Annotated in this window: 15 protein-coding genes; 12 read left to right on the top strand and 3 right to left on the bottom strand. The window is 52.8% G+C overall.

From position 1 onward, the window contains the following. The first annotated feature begins 108 nt into the window (after nt 1-108). The 6 genes from PLF13_05070 (at nt 109) to yedF (ending at nt 7,827) form a co-directional block, all read left to right on the top strand. A complete protein-coding gene (locus PLF13_05070) occupies nt 109-501 on the top strand; it encodes a prepilin-type N-terminal cleavage/methylation domain-containing protein (protein ID HOP06647.1) in 393 nt (130 codons plus the stop codon). Nucleotides 502-524: 23 nt separating this feature from the next. Continuing rightward, entirely contained in the window at nt 525-1,097 is a 573-nt protein-coding gene (locus PLF13_05065; GenBank protein ID HOP06646.1) for a prepilin-type N-terminal cleavage/methylation domain-containing protein, read from the top strand. Between the two features lie 17 nt (nt 1,098-1,114). Further along, nucleotides 1,115-2,272: a pilus assembly PilX N-terminal domain-containing protein gene (locus PLF13_05060; GenBank protein ID HOP06645.1), complete on the top strand. Its 1,158-nt coding sequence runs from the start codon at nt 1,115-1,117 to the stop codon at nt 2,270-2,272. 87 nt (nt 2,273-2,359) lie between these two features. Then, nucleotides 2,360-3,526: a pilus assembly PilX N-terminal domain-containing protein gene (locus tag PLF13_05055; protein ID HOP06644.1), complete on the top strand. Its 1,167-nt coding sequence runs from the start codon at nt 2,360-2,362 to the stop codon at nt 3,524-3,526. A 361-nt stretch (nt 3,527-3,887) separates the two neighbouring features. Continuing rightward, a complete protein-coding gene (locus PLF13_05050; GenBank protein HOP06643.1) occupies nt 3,888-7,292 on the top strand; it encodes a PKD domain-containing protein in 3,405 nt (1,134 codons plus the stop codon). A 187-nt stretch (nt 7,293-7,479) separates the two neighbouring features. Further along, a complete protein-coding gene (gene yedF / locus PLF13_05045; protein ID HOP06642.1) occupies nt 7,480-7,827 on the top strand; it encodes a sulfurtransferase-like selenium metabolism protein YedF in 348 nt (115 codons plus the stop codon). A 111-nt stretch (nt 7,828-7,938) separates the two neighbouring features. Here yedF and PLF13_05040 read toward each other — a convergent pair whose 3' ends face one another. Continuing rightward, nucleotides 7,939-8,322 carry an NUDIX domain-containing protein gene (locus tag PLF13_05040; protein HOP06641.1) on the bottom strand — a complete coding sequence of 128 codons (384 nt, stop codon included), beginning with the start codon at nt 8,320-8,322 and terminating at the stop codon, nt 7,939-7,941. Nucleotides 8,323-8,507: 185 nt separating this feature from the next. Further along, entirely contained in the window at nt 8,508-8,798 is a 291-nt protein-coding gene (locus PLF13_05035) for a hypothetical protein (GenBank protein ID HOP06640.1), read from the bottom strand. Between the two features lie 493 nt (nt 8,799-9,291). Between PLF13_05035 and PLF13_05030 the strand changes: the two genes are divergently transcribed. The 6 genes from PLF13_05030 to PLF13_05005 all read left to right on the top strand — a co-directional run bounded on the left by PLF13_05030 (nt 9,292) and on the right by PLF13_05005 (nt 22,560). Continuing rightward, on the top strand, nt 9,292-10,497 hold the full coding sequence (locus tag PLF13_05030) for a response regulator (GenBank protein ID HOP06639.1): 1,206 nt from the start codon (nt 9,292-9,294) through the stop codon (nt 10,495-10,497). Between the two features lie 260 nt (nt 10,498-10,757). Further along, nucleotides 10,758-15,629 carry a choice-of-anchor J domain-containing protein gene (locus PLF13_05025; protein HOP06638.1) on the top strand — a complete coding sequence of 1,624 codons (4,872 nt, stop codon included), beginning with the start codon at nt 10,758-10,760 and terminating at the stop codon, nt 15,627-15,629. Between the two features lie 240 nt (nt 15,630-15,869). Then, a complete protein-coding gene (locus PLF13_05020) occupies nt 15,870-16,676 on the top strand; it encodes a glycyl-radical enzyme activating protein (GenBank protein HOP06637.1) in 807 nt (268 codons plus the stop codon). A 5-nt stretch (nt 16,677-16,681) separates the two neighbouring features. Then, nucleotides 16,682-19,042 carry a glycyl radical protein gene (locus PLF13_05015; protein ID HOP06636.1) on the top strand — a complete coding sequence of 787 codons (2,361 nt, stop codon included), beginning with the start codon at nt 16,682-16,684 and terminating at the stop codon, nt 19,040-19,042. A gap of 72 nt (nt 19,043-19,114) precedes the next feature. After that, a complete protein-coding gene (locus PLF13_05010; GenBank protein HOP06635.1) occupies nt 19,115-19,624 on the top strand; it encodes a peptidylprolyl isomerase in 510 nt (169 codons plus the stop codon). A 248-nt stretch (nt 19,625-19,872) separates the two neighbouring features. Next, nucleotides 19,873-22,560: a PAS domain S-box protein gene (locus tag PLF13_05005; GenBank protein ID HOP06634.1), complete on the top strand. Its 2,688-nt coding sequence runs from the start codon at nt 19,873-19,875 to the stop codon at nt 22,558-22,560. Between the two features lie 140 nt (nt 22,561-22,700). Here PLF13_05005 and PLF13_05000 read toward each other — a convergent pair whose 3' ends face one another. Continuing rightward, a complete protein-coding gene (locus tag PLF13_05000) occupies nt 22,701-25,115 on the bottom strand; it encodes a hypothetical protein (protein ID HOP06633.1) in 2,415 nt (804 codons plus the stop codon). Between the last annotated feature and the right edge of the window lie 433 nt (nt 25,116-25,548).

The raw sequence follows: 25,548 nt of genomic DNA, 5'->3' as shown, positions 1-25,548 counted from the left end.
TTTTGGCAATTGTCACTCTTACAGAGCCTTACAGCGACAGATAGACATCGTTGAAGAATGGCAAAAGGCTTGCTCAATAGCGGTCAGAAGCTAAGGGAGATAGAAGCAATGAAAAGATTTCGGATACTGAACGACAAAGGAATAAGTCTTCTCGAGGTTCTGATGGCCTTGATAGTATTCAGCCTGGGAATGCTTGGGTTGGCGCCGCTGATGATAACGGCCGTTGACGGCAACGTTATATCGCGGGACAACAACATCGCCTCCAACCTGATCAAGCAGCAGATCGAGCTATATGAAGGAATGGATTCGATCTCCGGGATACCGTTGGATCTTTACGAAGAAGACGTTCGCGACGGATTCTCACGCCATACGATCGTTGCCGACAATTCGGTGGACTCCCTCATACCGGCCGGTCTCTATCGGATCGCTGTTGAGGTTTCCTGGACCGACTATCACGATCTTGCCCGTACACGCGAATACAGCACATTCCTGCTGGACTAGATTAGTAATGAAGGGTCAATAATATGAGAAAGCGATTTAACAGTAAAGGCTACACGATCCTGGAACTGCTGATCTCTCTGGCCATGACCAGTGTGATTGCGCTTGCGGGGTATAAATTCTACGCCAGTATGCACAATTCAGCTTTGACGCAGGAGGAGATATCCGATCTGCAGCAAAACTCGCGTAACGTACTTCAGGAAATAGCAAGAACGGCTCGTATGGCCGGTTATAAAGTCGGCGGTCATACGCCGTATGAGATTTCCGGCGACAGCCTTGCGATATACTTCAACCAGACACAACCGGTAGACACGGTTTTGTTCTTCCTGGAGGACTATGCCGACGCCGATATGATGACCGTGAACGGATTGACTGAATCCAACAGACCGAAACGCCTGATGCGCAAAGTAAACAGCGACGCCGCCATTCCCTACTCGGATCTGGTTCGCTCTATCAGTTATAATGCCCCAACCTCCAACTCCCTTGAAATAACACTCGTGGTACAGACTTCGAAGGCCGATGAAAGTTTCGTCCGTAACAGCGGGGTGCGAACCTATACATTTACCGAGAGGGTCATTATGAGGAACCTTAACCTCTGACAGGATGGGGAGAGTATATGAATAAGGTACTGAGAAATAATCGCGGCAGCGCTCTGTTGATATCGCTGGTCCTGGTTGGAATGCTGGCTCTGGTAGGTCTTATGGCTGCCCAGAATTCCAACACCGACCTTGACCTCTCTTTCAATCAGGCCGATAGCGACGAAGCCTTTTATCTTGCCGAGGCCGGAGCTAAGCGGGCTATCGCTGAACTTATGACTGATAAGACCTGGCGCGACGGCTATGCCGATGTCGCCTTCGGCAGTGGAATATATAGTGTGGTTGTGTCGGATTCGACGACCGACTCCACCCTGGCCGATACGGTAGTGGTCACCGCTACCGGTGAGGCGGATGAAGCATCGGCGACCGTTCAATATGAAATGGTGCCGGATGTCATATATCCTTTCCGTTATGCCATGTTCGGCGACGATGTCGTGGATATTCGCAACAGCATGAATTCGGACTCCTATAACTCCGATTCCGGTTCTTATTGGCTCACGCGTCTCAACACCGACGGTGACATCGGATCCAACGGCAACATTATCGTGAAAAACGGAGCCTTTGTCGGCGGCGACGTGCAGACTTCGAACATAGGCGGTCTGAGTGTAAATCCCGGAGCAACGGTAACCGGTGACATTTCGGACAACGCTCCTGAGCAGTTGTTGCCGACCATTCCCCAGGCGGAGTTCGATGCCGCCCTGGCCGTCTCGGCAGCCAACGACTCAATTAGCGGCACCTATACTTACGATTCGGCTACCTATGCTTTCCAGAGCACCGGCAACGTCGTCTTGGGCAGCGGCATTTACTACTTCTCGAGTATTATTCTCAAGAACTCCGCCACGCTGACAATAGCTTCCGGCGCCAACGTGACAATATATGTGACCGGTGACATCGAATTGAAAAACTCGGCTTCGGTGAATTCGGGCGGTGATCCTTCTGATTTGATGATTTATTCCCAGGGTGATTTCGTCCTGAAGAACAGCGGCGACATAAACGCCGTGTTTTACAATCCCGACGGTGACGCCGATCTGAGAAACTCCGGTGAGTTTTTCGGATCGATCATAGCTAATAACATCGTCTGCCATAACAGTTCGAAATTCCATTATGACCGCGACCTGAGCAGCATAGCGATGGGCGGCAGCGGCAATCTGGCAGCCTGCTCGTTCGTGGAACTTTGAGCCTTGATGAGAGACTGATAACCGACTGAAAAACTACAGGTGATTCGTCCGAAACTCGCAAACGCACATAACGAACGGAATACGGATATGATAATACTGAAGAAACCATGGTTTAACAATCGCGGTGGTGCGCTCCTGGTTACACTCGTGTTGATGAGTATGATTGCCCTGATCGGTGTCATGGCAGTTACCAATTCCACCACCGATATGGATTTGTCGTACAACAACCTGCATAACGACGAAGCGTTCTATGTTGCCGAGGCCGGTGGACATCGAGCCGTGAGTCAGTTGATAGAAGACAAAACTTGGCGCGACGGATACAGCGACATTTCGTTCGGTAATGGCGTATATAGTGTCGTCGTAGCTGACTCCACCACCGACTCGACTCTGGCGGATACGGTGGTCGTTACCTCAACCGGCATTGTTGAAGGAGCCATGACCAACTTGCAGTTCGAGGTCGCGCCGAAAATTTACAATCCGTTCAAATACGCCATGTTCGGCGATGAACTGGTTGATATCCGCAACAGCATGCATATCGACTCGTACAATTCGGATTCAGGAACATACTGGTCGACACGACTGGATGCCGACGGTGACGTTGGCTCGAACGTAGATGTGGTCGTCGCCAACGGCGGTTTTGTCGGTGGTGATGTGCAATCGGCCACTTTGGGGGGAATTGACATTCACCCCGGCGCTACCGTTACCGGCGATACCTCGGATACGGCTGAGGAACAGGAGCTCCCTCCTATTCCACAAGCCGCTTTCGACTCAGCTCTGGCCAACATGAACCTCGACAGCATCAGCGGTTCCTTCACCTACGATTCCGTGACTCATGATTTTTCGAGTGAGGGCACCGTGACATTAGGAAGCGGCGTTTATTATTTTTCGACCATTACCCTGTTTAACTCGGCCAACCTGGTTCTATCCCCAGGTGCGGAGGTAACTGTTTACGTCACCGGTGACATCGAGATGAAGAATTCTGCAACGGTCAACGACGGCGGCGATCCCGGCGATCTGATCTTCTATTCGCAGGGAGATTTCGTTCTTAAAAACAGCGGTGATATTCGGGCGGTGTTCTACAGTCCGGATGGTTCGGCCGACCTCCGTAACTCAGGAGAATTCTACGGTTCGATAGTAGCCAACGACATTGTGAACCATAACAGCGCCAACTTCCATTACGATCGCACCCTTGCGGATATCAATATCGGCGGTATAGGCGATTACGAGGTAGTCGCATTCATAGAATTGCTGTAAAGTTGTAAATTACACCTCCTCAACCTGGCCAAGGGGCGTTGATACACTGAGTGCGACGCCCCTTTGCTTTTCTCAACATCACACACCGTTCCCATGCGATATATGTTGCATGTAAACACCAAAGGGGTCGGGTGAGGCCTCTCATTTCGTTGTTAAACAACAAGTTCCGACTAACAACACAGCGGCGCCATTATTGGGTATCAAACCGGTCCGGCTCTTCCTCTATTAATAAGTACAGAAGGTCACCTATTTCCGGACTTGCAGAATGGTCCGTACGCAGGGAGGTGATAGCCGTCGACAGATATCTCAGTATTTGCTCTATTTCTTGGAAGCCACAACTAGTCCTTTCATAGGAGGAATTATGCGCAGGTTTTTCACCGCCACATTTCTTATTTTAGTACTTGTGGCCGGGTCGGTAGCATCGGAGGAATACCTCCCGACTGATCCTTCTCGCTATATTTACCAGGAGAGTTTCCTGGGATACATTCCGAATCGGTTTATTGTCGTTCTCAACGATAATGTGACCATTGACCACCAGAAAGATGCGAAATCTTCGCTGGCTCTTTCCGACATGAACGGTTTCAGCCAACTGGCTGAGCAATTTCAGGTAAAGAGTCTCCGGCCCCAGTTCCCGGGAGCGGATCGCGGAGCCATGGCGCAGGCCGAGGGTGCGAGTTCACTCGCCCGGCATTACAAAGTCACGTTCGAGGTCGGAAGCCTCGATGAAGTCATGGCCGCTTATGAAGCACTCCCCGAGGTCAATCATTGCGAACCGATCGGCGTGAGCACGGTCTATGCCACCCCTAACGACACTTATTACGATGATCCTCCGGAAAGCTACCCCTATGACCAATGGCATTACTGGGATACGTACGGTATCGAAGCCGACAACGCCTGGGATAGTGAAACCGGTTCTCAGGTCGTCCTGGTAGGTGATCTGGACATTGGTACGATGTACGACCACGGTGATCTCGGCGGTTCCGATCCGCCGGGCCCGAACGATGCCACGACCAACGGCAACATCTGGATCAACACCAACGAAGTGGTCGGCAATGGTATTGACGATGACGGCAACGGCTATATTGACGATATCATCGGTTGGGATTTCGTCGAGAGCACCGATTGGTACATCTACTCATGTACCGACCTGGATTGTGGCGGAGCCGACAATGATCCTTCGGACGGCAACGGCCATGGGACTCATACGGCCGGTACGATTGCCGCTATCACCAACAACGGTTATGCCGTGGCGGGTATTGCCGGTGGTTTCGGTGACGGAACTTATGCCGGCGGTGGAAATGGTGTAAAATTAGTGCCGTGTCGTATCGGTTACCAGTTGCGCTATTCCGGCTATGATATGGGCGTGGTGATCATGGATTATGTCGCCGAGGCGATGTACTACATGGCCGAGTTGAAAATCGCCGGCTGGAATGTAGCGGCGATCAACTGCTCTTTCGGCACCAGCAACTCCGGCGGACTGAGCGCGGCCTGTGACTACCTGATTGCTCAGGATGTTATGGTGATCGTCGCCGCCGGTAACTCCAGTTCGTCCAGCGCCGATTATCTTGGCGCTCGCACCGACTGTATGGATGTCGGCGCAACTGATCAGGACGGTAATCCGGCCAGCTTCTCGAACTACGGCTCCTGGGTAGACGTGGCGGCTCCCGGGGTCAGCGTTCTCAGCACAATCACCGACCCCTCCGATCCGGGCACGGATTATATCTCGTCGATGGACGGTACCTCAATGGCCTGTCCGCACGTAGTCGGCGTGGCGGCTTTGCTGGAATCCTACAATCCGAGTCTCAGCGCTCAGGATAAATGGGACTTGATCGTTAACAACACCAAGTCATACAACCAGACCAAGTACGTTGGTGTCGGAATTGTCGACGTCGCTGCGGCCCTGGCAGCGGCCGGCGGCGGTCAGAATCCGCCGGTAGCCAACTTCAGCGGCAGTCCGACCACCGGCGAAGTCTCCCTTACGGTGAGCTTCACCGATTTGTCAACCAACTCACCGACTGCCTGGAGTTGGGATTTCGGCGACGGCGGGACTTCAGCCGCTCAGAACCCGAGCTACACTTACACCGCGATCGGCACTTATACCGTTACCCTGACAGCGACCAACGCTTACGGTTACGATGTCGAGACTAAGGTTGATTACATCACGGTCACCGCTCCGGCGCCGCCGACTGCTAATTTCTCCGGTTCTCCGACCAGCGGCGAAGCTCCCCTGACGGTCAGTTTCACTGATCTGTCGACCGGCGATCCTACCGCCTGGAGTTGGGATTTCGGCGACGGTGTCGGAACTTCGGCAGCTCAGAATCCGAGTTATATCTACAACGAGGTCGGGACGTACACCGTTACTCTGACAGCGTCCAACGCTTATGGCTCCGACGATGAAGTCAAAACCGGTTATATCACGGTTACCGAACCCGGTGTGGCGGAAAAAGCCTATGCTGATTCCGAAACAAGCAGCCTGGGCACGGTAAGCGGGTCCATGACCGACACTTATGCGAGTGACAATGTCTACGAGGGAATAATCGAATCGGAGTCGACCAGTCATCCGGTAAAAGTCACCAGTAACGCTGAACATGAATGGACCTTCACCGTTGGCGGTGGAGCAACCGTCACGTTCTATCTGGAGGCTTATCGCCCGAACAACAGCGACGGTGATGATTTCATATTCTCGTATTCGACCGACGGCGTCACCTACACGACGATGGTTACGGTTTCTTCCGCAACCGAGCAGGTTTATACTTATTCCCTGCCGGCTTATACCAGTGGCACCATCTATGTACAGGTGAAGGACGACAACCGCTCCTGGGGTAATGTGAGTCTCGATGCGGTGTATATCGACGAGATGTACATCGAATACGAAACGACCCCCGGTCCGCCGGTAGCGGAATTTGTCGGTTCACCGACAACCGGTTCGTATCCGTTACTGGTCAGCTTCACCGACCTGTCGACCGGAAGTCCGACCTCCTGGAGTTGGGATTTCGGTGACGGCTCAGGAACTTCGTCGGCTCAGAATCCGACCTACACCTATGCCAACATCGGCACCTATACGGTAACTCTGACAGCCACCAACGCCTACGGCTCGGATGTCGAGACCAAGTCGAACTACATCACCGTGACCGATCAATCGACCGGCACGATGCATGTAGCCGATATCGCGGTTGGCCGCGGCAAATCCGGTCCGAACTATGTCGGTACGGCAACCGTCACGATTAAGGACGACGTCGGCAGCGCCGTAGCTAACGCGACCGTATACGTTACCTATGACGGCCCGACCAGCGGCAGCCTCAGCGGCACCACCGGATCCAGCGGTACGGTTTCATTCCAGACCAGCGGTGTGAAAAAGCCCTCCGGTGAATGGTGTTTCGAAGTAACGAACGTCACCCACAGCACCAACACTTATGTGTCGGGGGACAACGAAGTTACCCGCTCGTGTGAATCCGGCTGGGTTTATGGAGAAGATCGCGGCGCCAGTCTGGCTCTGGTTCCGGTCCAATTCGGCCTGATGCAGAACTACCCCAATCCGTTCAACCCGGTTACGGAAATCGGTTTCAGCATTTCTCAGCCGAGTCATGTAACACTGGAGGTGTTCAACATTGCCGGACAGCGCATCGCGACTCTGGTCAACGAATCGCGCTCGGCAGGATATCATAGTGTTACCTGGGACGGCTCCGGGATGGCCAGCGGGATATATCTCTATCGCATCGTCACCAACGAAGGTGTCGATACCAGGAAAATGCTGTTGATGAAATAGCGTTCACTCCTCGTTATCAAGGGACAGGTCTTCGGGCCTGTCCTTTTTTTTGTGAACCGCTCAGCGGCACATTACTTGCGTGCCCAATCCGGTCTGGCTATCTTCGAACGAACATGGATATATGAATACTGAACTGTATGAAATTCCTGTTCATCGCATCTAGCGGTGAACAGCGGGAGAAAAGACCATGACAGTCGACAAGGACCTGCTGCTGCTGATTAAATCCGACGGTCTGGGCGACGGTGAGCCCGATCTCGGTGCGAAGTTGATGAACGCTTTCCTCAATATGCTCTATGAGTCAGGCCGTCTTCCGGCACTGGTGATTTGCATGAACAGCGGCATTTTTCTGACAACCGAGGGCAGTCCCGTGATTGAGACATTGCGGAAATTCGCCGATGCCGGAACCGAGTTCTCCTCGTGCGGAACCTGTCTCGATTATTATGGGCGGAAGGACAAACTCTTAATCGGCAAAGCAGGCAACATGCGAGAAACAGTCGCTGCGATGCTTTCGTTCAAACAGATCCTGGTGCCGTAGGAAGAGATAAAATATCTCCCCTCGTAGCGGAGATAAACCCGGCCGTCGCGGCCATACGGTTGGAAGTTCTAATGACGCGAGTAGTATAGAGCCGTTCTCAGGCTGCTTACTCTAGCTTTTATCGGCGCCGGTCAAACGGCGATGTAAAGTCGTCAGGGCGTTTCGATTATCCTCCCAGTACAACAGCGGGCGGGCCAAATCGAACGGCAACCATTGATAAGCAGTATGCTCGGACGACAGCGTTACGGTATCCGTTGTCGATTCGAGGCTGAAGAAAAACTGCGGAATGACTGTCACTCGAGGTCCCCAGAGTAATCGTCCAAAGCAATCATATACCGAGATGAAAGTGATCGGAGGGATTGGGACAAATTGGTGTCCGGCAGCTTTCACCCCAACCTCTTCAGCGGTTTCGCGAACGGCCGCTTCGACCGAATTCTCCCCTCCCTCGCCGCCACCAGCAACCGGCTGCCAATAAGCAGCGTCGGATCGTTTCAAGATTAGGTAAAGCGGTTCAGGGGATATCAGTAAATAAGGAATTACAAGTACCTGAAACGGAGCTCGGGCCACTTCCAACCACCTGATAGGTTATGAAACAGATTAACAGACGAACCTTGACACGGCCGTTTTCTTGTTGTCTCGTCAATTATGACGTTGGCACCCTGACGTTGCGAGGGCGGACTTCAAGAAGCGAACTTCGCAAATTTCTTTTCGTATGACGGCGCCAGACGGTAAGGAACAAACTCTCCCTGGGCATCGCCGGGTACGATCACTCCCAGATGTTCGGCAATGTCGAGCATCTCACGAATGTCCGCACGACTCGAAAGTTTTACCCCGTCCGGGGCATCGGGACCGAAGCTCCACTGACCGTTGTTTTTCCCAAGAGCACCGTAATGAACAGCACAAGCAGCATGCAGGAACTGTTGTAGGGAATACTGGTCGTTGGGAAGATAATCGATCTTAGGCTTTGGCATGGGAATTTCCTTACCCAGTGCCAGCTCATACCTTAAATGTTTAATCGCAGCCGTATCCATAATAAAAATATTCGGCAGAATTGTGCAAAAACCAAGCATAAACTGAGTTGATTTTGTCCATAACTGTGTTTTTTAGTCTTTTTTTCTCATGTCTCCGGCAATCTTAACGGATTATTCCCCATGTGGTTATCTCATCCGGCCCGGATTGATACAAATCTTCAAAACAGCAATGTGATAAGGTCGCAATTGAGTGCTAACCAACGTATCATCCACATTCAATGCTTTTGATACAACCTTTATGGCAATCCCAACTAAAACAGGTGGATAATACAGCCGATAAATAAGATCGTGGGATTATTGCTTCGACTTACAGACTGTCAATAAGACCACACCCTTTTGACTGTGTGATTGATACGTTTGTATTGCCGTTTGTGCTCTCGGTTAATCACCGGGCACGGCAATACACTGAGGCAACAATTGGAGGAGAATGCACATGCCGACCAGCGTCAAAATGTTGTGTGTCGACGCCCAACCTAACATTGCAACCGAGACTGACAAATTTCCCGCCAACACTGATTGGGAGTGGCACTGCACTCGAGTAGAAACCGCTCAGAACGCGCTGGAACAACTCCAGCAGGAACAGTTTGACGTTGTCATTAGCGAACTTAACCTGCCCGATCAAGATGGCTCAGAACTAATCAAGCAGATCGCTGCGGAATATCCCGGCACTGTTCGGTTTATTCTGTCGTCATGCACCGATCGCGAAACAATTCTTAAAACAGCTGGCAGTGCGCATCAATTCATCGCCAAACCGGGCGAACCTGAAATACTGGGGAAGCTGATCAGCAATTCGCTGGGAATGAGGCGCTTGCTGTCCAACGCAGAACTTCATCGCCGGATTGCTTCGATCAAATCGTTACCGAGTCTTCCGGACGTCTACAACGACCTGGTATCCGAAATACAGATGGAAAACTGCTCGATGCGACGGGTGGCCGGTTTGATCTCCCGCGATGTCGGCATTACCGCCAAGCTCTTGCAGATGGTCAACAGTGCCTTCTTCGGTTTGCCCACTCACGTCGAGAGTCCGCTCCATGCGGTCAACCTGCTCGGTCTGGATACCGTACAGAGCCTGGTGCTGACGGCCGGAGTGTTTCAGCAATTCGAAGGCTGTGATTTGCCTGGGATATCAATCGACAGCATTCATAACAACAGTATGGCGGTTGGCTCCAGCGCTCGGCTGATTGCAACCGCATTCGGACTTAACCGGCGTCCGGCTGAAGAAGCACTTATGGCCGGTATGCTGCACGATGTAGGTAAGTTGGTGATGCTTGCCAACTTCCGCGATGAAATCACCGATGCGATGCTGCTGTCACAGGAAGAAAAAATCCCTCTCTGGAAAGCCCAGAAGAAGATTCTCGGAGTAAGCGATGCTCAAATCGGGGCTCATTTATTGTCGCTTTGGGGATTGCCTGACAACATCCTGGAAGCGGTCGCCCTGCATTACCGACCGGTCGACACACCCCACCCACTTCTCAATGTGTTAACAACCGTACATATCGCTTTTGCGCTCAATCAGGATCTGAACAACAATATAAGAGACGCCGCAGCGTCGTCGCTCGATATGGATTATTTGTTGAAACTCGGCCTTGCCGATCAACTTCAGAATATCAAAAACCTATCACTGGCCGCAGCCTTCTGATGTAAAGGCAGTAGTCACCGGAACAAAAGGGCGAAGCTATATCAGCTTCGCTCTTTTTTTATATTCATGTCTTTTCAAAAGCTACATCGCACCTATACGGTAAGACTCACTTTCCAATTGGTATAGCCGGGGATAAGTAGATTCCTTGTTGACTAATGCGTAATTTACCCTATAATGTAGCAGAGGTACTACGAACGCTATACATTCTACGGTTACTGCAATTAGACATATGATTCAACATAACCTACCCTGGAGGATCTATGCGGAGGAATCTGCTAACTTTGACAGCCTTGATTCTTCTGGCCTGCTCGGTATTTGCCGCCTCTGATAATGACGGCTATGCAGGGTTGACTCCTGAGAGAGTCCAGAAGACAACGCAAGCACTCAGCGATCTTAAATCCAGCTTCGGCAACGTCCGCGTTTATCAGACCGGACCGGTGATCTCGCGCCTGTACGGTGTCCCGTTCGGTTACGGGACTTCTCCTGAGGCAACCGCAGATCAGTTCCGTCTCGAACACGCGGGTGTATTCGGGGTTAAGGCCGATGATCTCATTCCCGGCAATTTAAGTAAGAAGCGAAATTTGACCCAGCCGGTCATGTACGATGCGGAGACCGATAGTTACAAGTTTACGCTCGTTTATTATCGCCAGGAAATAGACGGAATTCCCCTTTTCCAGGGTGAACTGCGGCTGCTGGTTCGCAACGAATCCGGCTATCCGCTGGTTATGGCGGTATCGACCTTACGCGATCTGGGCGATTTCATCCCGAACAAATCGTTCGGCGGATTCTCCGCCGTGGCTGAAGATATCGCTCGCGCCGATGAACCCGGCCTGACCGATTTCTCCGAACAGGAGACGGTGATTTGGGCCGGTATCGAAAGCAAGCGTGAAGCGCCGCGCATGGCGGTTACGTTCGAAGGCAGTTCCGATTTCCCGGAGTGTTTCCGTTACGTTATCGATCCGGCCACCGGTGAGATTCTCTATAAAGAAAATCGCATCGTTTTCGAAGATGTGGTCGGCAACGTCAGCGGTATGGCCTCCGAAGGCAACGCCTCGGCTGATTGCGAACCCGAATCGATCATGCCCTTCCCCTATGCCAAAGTGAGTATCGGCAGTACCATTGCCTACACCGATGAAAACGGTGATTTCACCATTTCCAACTCCGGCACCTCAAGTGTGACGGTTACCTCCCCCTGTGTCGGTCAATGGTTCAACGTGAGTAACTATTCCGGATCGGAAGAGATTCTGACCACTACTGTTACTCCGCCCGGCCCGGCTAATTTCGTTCACAACTCGGCCAACACCTCTGAGGAGGTACTGGCTCAGAGCAATGCCTACATCCAGGCCAACATCGTCCGATCCACCGCGATCACCGCGAATCCTTCTTATCCCAACCTTACTGACACTGAGTTCCCGGTCAGCGTCAACCGTACCGACGGTTATTGCCCGGGCAACGCCTGGTACAGTTCATCGGATGAGTCGATCAATTTCTGCGCGTCCGGTTCAAGCTATCCGAACACGGCCTGGAATGCGATCATCCACCATGAATACGGTCACCATCTGGTTAACATGGGCGGCAGCGGCCAGGGTCAATATGGTGAAGGTATGGCCGACGGAATGCACGTGGTGATTGTCGATAATCCAAATCTGGCGCTCGGCTTCTACGGCGACTGCGAAGAACCGTTACGGACAGCCGACAACTCATTCCAGTATCCCTGTTCGGACGATATCCACACCTGTGCGCAGTTACTCACCGGTTGTATTTGGGACACGCGTAACGCGCTGGTTCAGACCACGACAGGACCGGAAGAATATCTGCCGCTCCTTCGTAACCTGGCAGTCAACGCTATATTGTTGCACTCCGGCACGGAGATCACGCCGCAGATTACGATCGACTGGCTTACCCTGGACGACAACGACGGCAACATCAACAACGGCACGCCGCACTACTGGGAAATCGCGGCCGGTTTCGGCGCTCATAACATGGACGCTCCGGAACTCGCTCCGCTCTCGTTCACATATCCTCAGGGTGTTCCGACGCTCCTATCCCCTGGCGTACAGACCAGTTTCACGGTGGTGGTTTCGGGCATCGAGGGTAATACTCCCGTCTCCGGAACCGGTCAGTTGTACTACAACGTCGACGGTAGTACTTACACCTCGGTTTACATGACCGAGACGACTGCCAACAATTACATCGCCACCCTGCCCCCGGCCGACTGTCTCCAGCGCGTCAATTTCTATCTCAGCGCCGAAGCGGACGGTATCGGTGAGGTGTACGATCCGAGCCCGGTCGATCCCTATTCGGCTTTTGTCGCAACCGATGAAGAGGTAATCTTCTCGGATAACTTCGACACCGACCAGGGCTGGACTATTTCCGGCGGTTCCTGGGAACGAGGAACACCGACCGGCGACGGTGGTGAATACGGCAACCCGGATCCGTCCAGTGGCCATTCCGGATCGAACGTATACGGCTACAACCTCGACGGCGACTATGAAAACAGTATGCCGGAACGTCACCTGACCAGCCCGGCCATCGACTGCAGTGAGCTGGCTAATGTGACGTTCAGCTTCTGGCGCTGGCTGGGAGTCGAACAGCCCTTGTACGATCATGCTTATATACGAATTTCCAACGATGGCTCCTCCTGGACTACTATCTGGGAGAACGATGTAACCATCTCCGACAATTCCTGGACCGAGTATACGTATGACATCTCATCTTATGCCGACGGTGAAGCGACCGTTTACATTCGTTTCACGATGGGCACAACCGACGGTTCCTGGAGATATTGCGGATGGAATATCGATGACGTTGAAGTCAAGGGCTACACCTGCAACGTCAATGCTCCCAACATTACGACCACGCTGATTCCGGACTGGACAGCCTGGTATCCATTGAGTCAGACGCTCGCAGCTGAGGGCGGCACGACCCCTTATGTCTGGGCCGATAAAAACAGCGACCTGAGCGGCACCGGCCTGAGCCTCTCGACGGCAGGCGTTCTCAGCGGCACACCGACTAATGCCGGTTGGTTAAGTTTCGTGGCTCAGGTGACTGACGACTCGCTTTACACCGACGAAAAGCAGTTCACCTTCCAGATCAATGAAGCTCTTCAAATAACGACTACGACGCTTCCGAACTGGACCGACGGCGGCAGCTATTCGCAGCAGTTGGCCGGAACCGGCGGCACCGGCAGCCCGGAATGGAGCGATAAGAACGGTGATCTGGTCGGGACCGGTCTGACGCTTTCACGCGGCGGACTTTTGTCCGGAACCGTATCCGAGGGCACGATCAGTTTTACCGCTCTTTACACTGACGATATCGGCGCCACCGCTGAGCAGGCGCTGAGTTTCACCGTCAATCCGGTGCTTCAGATTACCACAACATCGTTGCCGGACGGCGATCTGAATGAACCTTATTCTCAGACACTGACCACCACCGGCGGCACCGGCACCAAAACCTGGACTGACTTGAACGACGATCTGGACGGCACGGGACTGAGCCTGTCTTATAACGGTGTTCTCTCCGGCACTCCGATAACTCCCGGCACGATCAGTTTCACCGCTCATGTGGCTGACATGGGTGGCGGTTCGGATGATGAAACGTTCAGTTTTGAGATTATCCAGGCGTTGCAGATTCTGACCGAGGAAGTTCCTGACTGGACCGAAGGTTTTGCCATGAACCTGCAGCTCGAGGGTATCGGCGGTGTGGGTAGTCGGACCTGGATCGACAAAAACGACGATCTGGCCGGTACCGGTCTAACGCTGAGCACCTCCGGTCTTCTGAACGGTACTCCAACGACAACCGGGACGATTTCGTTTACCGCCGCTTTGTCCGATGAAGCTAAAACTACGGTCGAACAAACCTACAGCTTCATCCTCAATCCGGCCTTGACGATCACGACCGAAAGCCTCCCTAACGGAGAACTGGGTGAGCTTTACGTGGCCAATATATCTTCAACCGGTGGGACCGGTGGTCGGATCACTTCCGACAAGAACGGTGTCCTGGCTGGATTCGGTCTGTCCATCGTCGCTATCGGGCAGATTCAAGGCACACCATCCACGGCAGGCACTGTCGATCTGGTCGTCTTGGTTACGGACGCCATTGGGGCAACTGTCGAGAAGTCGCTCCCGTTCGAGATTACGCAACCTCTGACAATTATCACCGAGACGTTGCCGGAATGGACAATCAACGTAGCGTACAGCTATCAGCTCGAAGCGACCGGCGGCACCGGTGATGAAACCTGGATCGACAAAAACGGCGACCTGACCGGCACCGGACTGGCACTGGGGACGGATGGTCTGCTGAACGGCACACCGACCACAGCCGGGACGATCGAGTTCACCGCGATGGTGAGCAACGAGCGCGGCTCGGATGAAAAAGCGCTGAATCTGACGATCAACCCTGCCCCGGCACTGAGTTCATCGTTGCCGGATTGGACCGTGGGAGTCCCGTACTCTCAGCAGCTCTCCGGCACTGGCGGAACCGGCGACATCAGCTATACCGATCTCTACGGAACCCTCGGCAGCTATGGCCTGTCGCTGAGTACGACCGGTCTTGTCAGCGGTACGCCGACGACAGCCGGTACTGCCGAATTTACCTGTCACCTGACCGATGAGGTCGGTGCAACGGGTGACTTCCCGATGACCTTCCTGCTCAATGAGGAAGTGACGGTAGTCACGACCAGCCTTCCGTACGGCTCGGCCGAAACCGCCTATTCGCAGCAGTTGGCGGCCACCGGCGGTACCGGATCGCTGACCTGGAGCGACGCCAACAGCGGTCTTGCCGGAACCGGTTTGAGCCTTAGCGCCAGCGGGCTTTTGTCGGGAACTCCGACCGAGGAACAAACGATCAGCTTCATGGCTCAGGCTGCCGACGAAGTCGGTGGTATTGGACAACAGACGCTGACAATTGAGATTGGACCGGCCTGGATTTGCGGCGACATCAACGGCAGCGGAGCAGGACCGGATATCGAAGACCTGGTCTACCTGGTTGATTACATGTTTAACGGCGGCCCGGCGCCGATCTTCATGGAAGCGGTTGACGTCAACGGTGACGGTTCAATCGCCGACATTGCCGACCTGGTTTACCTGGTAGATTACATGTTCAACAGCGGCCCGAGCCTTAATTGCCCGTAGGCTCTGCGATTTAGACCTTCATGAGTGAAACGCCCTCGCCCCCGCGAGGGCGTTTTTTATAATTCCGCTGTTCTTAAATTCAAACTACTCGTACGGCATTAACCGCTCATGCCCGCGATGTAAGTCAAATAGTCCCGTCAGCAAGAACCGGTTTGTTCAGATTTTTCCAACCTGTGGATAATTTTGCGGCTAATCTGAATGATGGCGGTGTTATATTGTCAGACTTAGTGAAAGGTAACCATGACTGATACCGGCATCATATACGACGTTAAGAAGTACGCTATCCACGATGGCCCCGGTATACGAACGACCGTGTTCTTCAAGGGCTGTCCCCTCAACTGCTGGTGGTGTCACAATCCGGAAAGTCGCAGCTCGCAACCGGAACCGGCTCCCAAAAGGAGCACCGGCAATACCGGCAATCGCCCGGGAAGTCACGGCGATATGATCGGATATGAAACGACGGTTACCGAAGTAATGCGGCAGGTCATGGCGGATGAGCCCTTTTACGATGAGTCCGGCGGCGGGGTGACTTTTTCCGGAGGCGAGCCGCTTTTTCAACCGGAATTCCTGTACGCCCTGTTGGAGGCCTGCCGAAGTAAGGGACTACACACCGCGGTGGATACTTCGGGTTACGCTCCAACCGACACGTTGCTTCGTATCGCGCAGGCGGCAGACCTGATCCTTTATGACCTGAAACTGATGGACGACCGGCTTCATCGGAGATATACCGGGGTTTCGAACGAGTTGATCCTTAATAACTTGAAACACCTGGCCGCCATTGGAACGGAAATCTGGATTCGTCGGCCGCTTATTCCGGGAATCACCGATACCGATGAAAATCTCGACGCCCTGGCCGACTGGCTGTCGGCCAATGTTCGGTTGCGCCGAATCTGTTTGTTGCCGTATAATCTTTTCGGAGAAGAAAAGTTGAAACGGTTCAAACTCGAATCGCGACTCGGCCCTATGGCTACCCAGTCCGACGAGGAACTGGAACACATGGCGGAACGGTTGAGACATCGCGGATTCGAAATAACCGTTGGAGGCTGACGCCAATGAACGATAGGATTGCTCGACTCAGACAAGAAAGTCTCGGGGCTGTCGCCCGCATCTCGCTCGAACGAGCCCGGCTGCTGACGGAGTTCTACCAAAGTGGTGAGACTGAAGGCCTCTCCGTGCCCGAAACACGAGCACAAGCGTTTGCCTATTTGCTGGAGCACAAGGCGATCTGTATCAACAACGGCGAATTGATAGTGGGAGAACGCGGCGAAGTCCCCAAGGCAACACCGACTTATCCGGAGATATGTTGTCATACTCTGAAGGATTTTGAGGTACTCGACAGTCGGCCTAAAATACCGTTCGCGGTTTCCGACGAAAACCGCCGTATTCAGAAAGAGCAAATAATTCCGTTCTGGTCGGGACGCTCGATTCGCAACCGTATTTTCGAGCAGGTTGACAATGACTGGAAGGATTGCTATGAAGCCGGCGTATTCACCGAATTTCAGGAGCAACGCGCTCCCGGCCATACGGTCCTTGACGACAAGATTTATCGCAAGGGTATGCTCGATTTCAGAGCCGATATCGCCGCCTCGCTCGATAAAATAAACTCAAACGATATCGATGCCGAGTCCCGTCGAGCCGAACTGCGAGCGATGGATATAACCGCACAGGCTCTCATACGCTTTGCCGAACGATATGTCGATGCCTTAACACAACTCGCCGAGCAGGAATCCGATCCCGACCGTCGGACTGAACTTGAAACGATGGCGGCAATCTGTCGCCGGGTGCCGGCCCACGCCCCGGAAACATTCTGGGAGGCCTTGCAGTATTATTGGTTCGTGCATCTCGGGGTAATAACCGAGTTGAACACCTGGGATTCGTTCAATCCGGGTCGGCTCGATCAACATCTTCTGCCGTTCTACCGTCGCGATCTTGAGGCCGGTCGACTGACCGAAGAACGCGCGCGGGAATTGTTGCAGGCTTTCTGGATTAAGTTTAACAACCAGCCGGCTCCCCCAAAGGTAGGCGTTACGGCTCGTGAAAGCGCGACATACACCGATTTTTGTCTGATCAACGTCGGGGGGGTAACTCCAACCGGCGAGGATGGCGTCAACGAAATGACGTTTATGATCCTCGACGTGATCGAGGAAATGCGGCTGTTACAGCCCTCGTCCATGGTCCAGATCAGCAAAAAGAATCCCGACCGGCTGATCAAACGGGCGCTGAAAATAATCAAGACCGGCTACGGACAGCCCTCGCTGTTCAACACCGATGCTATCATCGCGGAGTTGCTGCGGCAGGGGAAATCAATCACCGATGCCCGCCAGGGGGGATCGAGCGGCTGTGTCGAAACCGGAGCGTTCGGTAAGGAAAGTTATATTTTGACCGGTTACTTCAACCTGGTCAAGGTGCTGGAGATAACGCTGCACGACGGAATCGATCCCCGCACCGGTAAACGACTGGGACCGGCAACCGGTTCGACCGAGCAGCTTGAATCGTTCGAGACGTTGATGGCGGCGTATCGGACACAACTGAACCATTTCGTAGAGATCAAACTCAAGGGGAATCGACAGATCGAACGACTCTGGGCGGAGATTCTCCCGGCGCCGTTTTTATCGCTGTTGATCGATGACTGCATCGTGCGCGGGCGCGACTACAACGACGGCGGCGCACGCTACAACAGCTCTTACGTACAGGGTGTCGGGGTCGGCTCATTGACCGACTGCCTCTCAGCCGTCAAGTATCATGTTTACGATCATAAGTCGTTGAGCCTGACGGAACTGATCACGATAACCGACAGCAATTTCGCCGGTGCGGACAGCCGGCGCGAGCGGTTGTCGTACGAAACGCCGCGTTACGGCAACGACGACGATTATGCCGATGATATTCTCCGGCAGATTTTTGAGATGTACTTCGAGGCAATCGACGGTCGCCCTAACACCAAGGGCGGGCATTTCCGGATCAACCTCCTCCCCACCACCAGCCACGTTTATTTCGGCAGTGTGGTCGGGGCGATGCCGGATGGTCGCCTGGCCGGGGAGCCTTTGTCGGAAGGTATCTCACCGGTGCAGGGGGCGGATCGGCTGGGACCGACGGCGGTGCTCAAGTCAGCGGCCAAAATCGACCATCTTCGAACCGGCGGGACATTACTGAATCAGAAATTCACTCCGCACCTTTTAGCCGATGACAACGGTCTGACAAAAATGATGCATCTGGTGCGGACATATTTCAAGCTGGACGGGCACCATATCCAGTTCAACGTCGTTACCGCCGAGACCCTGCGCAAAGCCCAGGCCGAACCGGAGAAATATCGAGACTTGATCGTGCGGGTAGCGGGCTACAGCGATTATTTTATCGACTTGAGCCCGGAGCTGCAGAATGAGATTATTAAACGAACCGAACAGGGAAGTTATTGACGCAGCTCCCGGATAAAATGATTCGCCCGGATATATGGCAAGAAACGAGCATTAGTTCATAGACAAGGAGGTATGAAAAAAGTGCAGGCTACTATCAAAACCAACAAGGGAAACATCAGGCTCATCCTGCATGACGATAAAACCCCGTTGACAGTGGCGAATTTCGTTAATTTGGCCCAGCGCGGTTTTTACGATGGGCTGAAATTTCATCGGGTAATCGAAGAATTTATGATCCAGGGTGGTTGCCCGCTCGGTACCGGCACCGGCGGTCCGGGATATCGGTTCGAGGATGAATTCGTACCCGAGTTACGTCACGACCGGCCGGGAATTCTCTCGATGGCCAACGCCGGCCCCAACACCAACGGCAGCCAGTTTTTCATAACCCATGTAGCGACTCCCTGGCTCGATGACCGCCATTCGGTTTTCGGCCATGTCGTGGATGAAACCGATCAGGACGTGGTCAACGACATCCGCGCCGGGGATCAGATCGAGAAAATCGTAATCGAGGGAGATACAACCGAGCTGTTTGAGTCGATGGCCGACCGGCTGGAGCAGTTCAATAACACTCTCGACAAGCGATAGAAGACTATTCCTACCGATATTATCCACAGGAGCGTTCTTCCGAACGCTCCTTTTTATTTCCACCTTCATGCCGTCTTCTCTTTAGACTAGTCTAAACCAGAAAACTTTACGGCCGATATTAGAACCAAGAGAATTCTGACCTTCAATAAAAGCGGGGATAGTTTACGAAGCCGCAGCATTGGTCAATTAACACAACAAGTTTTGGCATACTTAGCGACCATTCAACGTTGAGCGGGGCACAACCGTAAATGAGAATTATCAGCAGGCTATCGATCAAGCAGAAACTGGTTTGGATCGTTTCGACCGCCATCTGTGCTGCCCTGGCTCTATCCGGATTGCTGTTTATTCTGGACGACCGTCAGGCTACCAGGGATGCCATGATCTCCGAGGCCCGCGTCCTGGCCGACGCTATCAGTGCTAATTGCGCTTCCCAGTTACCCAATCGGTCACGTCTCGAAGTAGAGCATGCCCTGGAAGCTTTTCGCAATCAATCTACCGTAATGCTGGCCGTCATCAGAGATAATAACGGAAATTTAGTGGCGTCTTATTTCCGGGACAGTGTCAAAGAATCACACGGAGCCATTACCACCCAACCCGCCGTAACGCGGCCGGTGATGATCAATGGACAAAAACTCGGTCAACTGGAAATCGTCATGGACTTGTCTGATCTCAACGCTCGTCTTCGTAAGCGAGCCATGACAATTTTCGGAACAACCGCTCTTTCCCTGCTGCTCGGCTTCCTTGTGGTCACCCGTTTGCAGCGTTACATCGTTATCCCTTTACAGCACCTGGTTAAAACGGCGGAAAAGGTTTCCTTAACGAAGGATTTCTCTATCAGGGCGCGCCGGTTCAGTGATGATGAGATCGGGGTTCTGACCGACACCTTCAACAACATGCTGGCACAAATTCAGGAAGGTGATATCCGCCTCAAGGATGCTCAGGAGAATTTGGAAAAACGAGTTCGTGACCGTACGGCCGAGTTGGAACGACAAATAGAGGAAAACAAGCGAGCTGTTCGAGCCCTGGGCGAATCGGAACAAAAGCTCTCGCTTTTCCTGCAACAGACACCACTGGGAGCGATAGAACTCGACCTTGAAGGCCGGGTAGTGTTTTGGAATCCGGCCGCTCAGGACATTTTCGAATACCGTCCGATGGAGGCGACCGGGCATATTCTATCCCAACTTATCGCCTCGGAGTGCCCGTCTGTCCGCGGAACGCTATTCTGGGACGATCTGCTCAACGGCGATGAAAGCATACACGGCATCAGCAGCCATTGTACGAAATACGGACAGCCCTTGATCTGTGAATGGCACAGTGCGCCGTTGTTTGACCTGGACCACCATAAATTCGGTATGGTCGTCCTGGTTCAGAACGTTACGGAGCGAATTCACAGCGAAGAACAAATAGCTCGCATGGCGGCGATTGTCGAGTCCTCATCCGATGCCATCATCGGCACCGATTCCACCGGGCGCATTATTAGCTGGAACCCGGGCGCCGAGCGCATGTTCGGATACACCTCCGCAGAGATGATCGGTGATCTGGTCGATCGTCTCATCCCCGATGAACGCCTCCATGAATGGTATCAGTTGTCCGCCTCGACTCGGGCTTCACTTCACGTTCGCGGCGGCCGAGAAACGATCTGGGGTGATCGCAACGGCAATGCCGTATTGTTGTCGTTGACGGTATCCCCCATTGAGAGCGGCTCCGATGAAAACACCGGCCTGGCTATCATAGCTCGCGATGTCAGCGAAAACCGGCGTCTGCAGGAGTTCGCCGATCGCGCCCAACGTCTCGAAACAGCCGGGCGTATCGCCGGTCAGGTGGCTCATGACTTCAACAACCTTCTCGGCCCGCTGGTGGCATATCCGCAGTTCATACGCGAAGAACTCCCATCGGACCATCCCGCCCAGGAGTTACTGGGAATCATGGAAAAAGCCGCCGAGCAAATCGCCGATATCAACCAACAGCTTCTTACTTTGGGACGGCGCGGACATTATACTCAGGAACCACTCTGTATCAACGATGTGGTAAAACAAGCACTTAAACAGATGGGACCGTTGTCAAACGGCGTCAGAACTGTCCTCAACCTGGAACCGAACCTGATGAACGTACGTGGTGGTGCTTCCCAATTGATGAGAATAATCCTCAATCTGGTCCACAATTCCAGTGATGCCATGCCCAAGGGCGGTACAATCACGATCCGCAGTGAAAATTTCTATGTCGACAGCCCCTTCGGACAGATAATCGATATCCCACACGGTGAATATATCAAGCTGACTATCGCCGATACCGGCAGCGGAATTGCCCCCGAGATTCTTCCCCGGATTTTCGATCCGTTTTTCACCACCAAACAAACCGACCGCCGTCGCGGCTCAGGACTCGGACTCAGCGTCGTCCACGCCGTGGTGAAAGATCACGAGGGCTATATTGACTGTGATTCGAAAGTAGGGATAGGAACCACCACTTATATTTACCTGCCAATTACTCGTGAAGCTACGACAACCGAACAGGTATCAAACTGTGTCGGCGGCAATGAAACCATTCTGGTAGTTGATGATGATCACACCCAACTCGATGTAACGGCGCGTTTGCTCAACAGCCTGGGCTATAAAGTCGAGACCGTTCAAAGCGGAGAGGATGGCCTGCAAAGAGTAAAAGAAACTGAATTCGACCTCGTTCTGCTTGATATGATCATGCCGGACGGCATCAACGGAGCCGAGACATTGGACCGCATGCAAGCGATTCAACCCAATATAAAAGCTATAATCGTAAGTGGTTATGCTGAATCTGAGAGCGTTCAGCGGGCTTTGAAATTAGGCGCTTTGTCCTTCCTGCGTAAACCCCTTACGATGAACCGACTGGCCAACGAAGTACGTCTTCGCCTTGACACCCCCTCGAAGAAATCTGAAAAAGAAACAAACGTCGGCGTTTGTTAAATACAACGGCCATACCGGCGATAGAAAACTACCTGTTTCGTTACTCGAAGTCGTGCTATAAAGACAAGCAGTCTTTATTTTGCCTCAAGATTAAAGTCCCACCCTACGGAGTAAGAGCACTTTAATGCTACCCTGTCTCATTACCAGGCAGAGCGGGCGCGGTACAAACCGAAGGCGATCAGATAGCATCCCCCGGCCAGAAGCAGAGCTATATTGAATCCATATAGAATCGCCACCAGCACCACCAGCGTTGAGCCCAGCATCGAGGCTGCGCCGTTAATTGCAAATCCCCAATCGATCAGTTCACCCACTCGTCGGGTTGCTTTCGGGAACGGCATCCCCATAAAAAAGCCCAAAGGCGCCACGATGAGTGCCGAAACCGACACTCTTGCGATCACAGGTAATACCGCGAGTCCGGCAGCGATATTTTCGAACAACAACACATCCAGCACCAACCAGATGAGAATACCGGGAAACACGATCTTCGATGAGATTCTCCAGGAGAATCGGCTGCCTATCCCCGATGCAAGCAGAAGTGTCAGTAATACGGTCGCAATCGAATAAACCGAAGCCCCAATAAAGAGTGCATATTGCTGGATCAGGACCACCTCGATCATCATGAATCCGGCCCCAATGGCAAAGAAATAAAGCCAGGGAGCCGCACGCATTTTCTCGCGACTAAAAATAAAAGGTACAAGATTAAGGGGCACCAGCAGCACCAGAACCACAGCCACGATGATCACGATCGTCAGCGTTGAGAGCGGAAAACCGGTGAACTCGGCATATAAATTGATTTTATCTAATTTGTCCGACGTAAGATTTTTCCACATACCCATCTGGGCCACGAACGGGCGATTGTCATCCGCCGGTGAAAGATCGACCGCAATCGTGTCCTGGATCGAACGCCAGCCGTCACGTACGATCAGATCATAGACATTCTCCTCGGCTGTATCGGGCCGGGGATAAAGCAGGTGTATGTCCTGATATCGTTCCGGAGTAAGCGGACCATAAGCATAGTATCGAAGCGAATCGGTCAACGGCTGCCTGGAAAGTAAAAGTAATTTACGCCGCATATTGGGAAGAGCATAGATCGCAAAATGGTCCCTGGGTTCAGCTACCCCCTGATTCTCAAGAGCCGTAATTACCTCACTGACCAGGCGAGGCATGTAGACCTGATGTTCCATCGAAAGAAAGCCGCTGTCGGAAAGAGCTCGCCAGTAATCCTCGAACGCCTCGGTGGTAAAAATGTAATTTTCTGCCAGAGCAAACGATCCCGAACCGAGTGCTGCCCAGGTATTGGAGCTGACCGAATAGATAATATCGAATTTACTCCGAAAGCGCCGCACGTAGGTTCGGGCATCCTCGGTCACCACGCGCACTCGTGGATCGAGATAAAGCCCTCCCGAATACTCAGCGAGAGTAATAATTTTACCGGTGGGATCACGCAACTGCGGTGGTGGCGGAGGTGGTGGCGTGGCCGGTATCGCAGCGCTGTCGGCCGACAGGGCGCTGTCAGAGATATGATCACTCGAATCCGGTACGTTTATTTCGGGTTCCTCCCGGACAACAGAAAAGGTATCAATATACCCCGGGCTGTCTCCGTGGAGCATCATGTCATTAATATGACCGTTGACCTCAACCGCGTGGATCTCGGTTGCACCCTGTTCGATAGCCTGAAAGACATCCATACCGCCGCCCGCGCCCAGCGAGAGGAAAACACAGGAATCAAAACGGTCGACCAGATAGCCGACATCAATATCCCAGGATTCATCGGTGGTATCGTAGACAGACCAGTCCCCGTCAAACGGAATGACAGGTGAATTGGCGACATTATCTATATTCAATCCGCGATAATAACCGCCGAAATCGTACATCTTGATTTTGGATATGGCGTCCCAATGCTTGTATATCACCGGCGCTCGTTCCTGAACTTCCCGCTCCAGCAGGTCCGGAGCGTATGGAGTTAGCAAGATGACAACCAGCGCCAGTATCGCCGGAAAGACTTTGAGGGCTTTACGGCAGGTAATAATCGCGGCAATCAGCGTCGGTAGTACAATCACGAAAGCCGCATAGGGAGTCTGAATGATGTTCATCAGCAGAACGGCTGCCACAACACCTGCTGCGGCGCCGATAAGGTCGGCCATGTACAAGCGCGGCATCTGTTCATGGCGATAGCGAAACAAAAAAGACAGAGCGATTCCCCCAAAAAAGAACGTTCCGGACAGCAATAATACCGCTATCAGGAACAAACCGACCATACTCACGCTGGAAAACAGCACCGAGAAATCCAGTCCAAGAGCAAACACCAGCGGTGGTCCCGCAACGGCCAGACCGCTGCAAATAATCAGCGACAGACTCAACCAGTACCCGCGACTGAGACCGGGAATAAGCCGGAGCGCCAAAGCTCCCATACCCAATCCCATGACAGCCAGAGATAGTGTCAGAAAAGCAAAAGTATAAAAGAACTCCGCTGAGAAGATTCTAGTCCAAATCATTTCCAGGCCGACAAGAGTGATTGATAGAAGAGCAATCACGAGATATTCTGAGCGCTTCATTAAAATCCTTTCGAACGCGTTCCCAAAATCCGTTGAAAAGCTTCATTGGCCCGGATTACGAACGTAATACAGAGATATATGGCCGTTTTTTACGCGAAGTCAGAGCTGCTTAGCTTCATAACAACAGGGGATGTTTCCGTCGTTTGTTTCAACAAGTCACGAGACGGGTATGCCGGTTCAATCGAGTCAACGGTTCTATCTTATTATTCTCATTGCTTTTATGCTTCCTCTGAAGGACGGTTGCCGGGGCAATATGTTTCAAGGAATGTTAAACCTTCTCCCGACATAATCCCTGTTCAATTTCTGCACAGCTTCAATAAGAGTGGCTCAGATCAAGTTTAACGAGGTATTGTCGATTATAAGACAAGAGCTTAGAGAATGGACACCGTTTAGCCCCATATCGTGCAGCGAGACACATTGTCTTGGCAGAGGA

Source organism: Candidatus Zixiibacteriota bacterium, from assembly GCA_035380245.1.
Classification (GTDB): domain Bacteria; phylum Zixibacteria; class MSB-5A5; order GN15; family FEB-12; genus DAOSXA01.
Note: the sequence above shows the minus strand (reverse complement) of the source record. Positions and strands in the feature narration are given on the sequence as shown.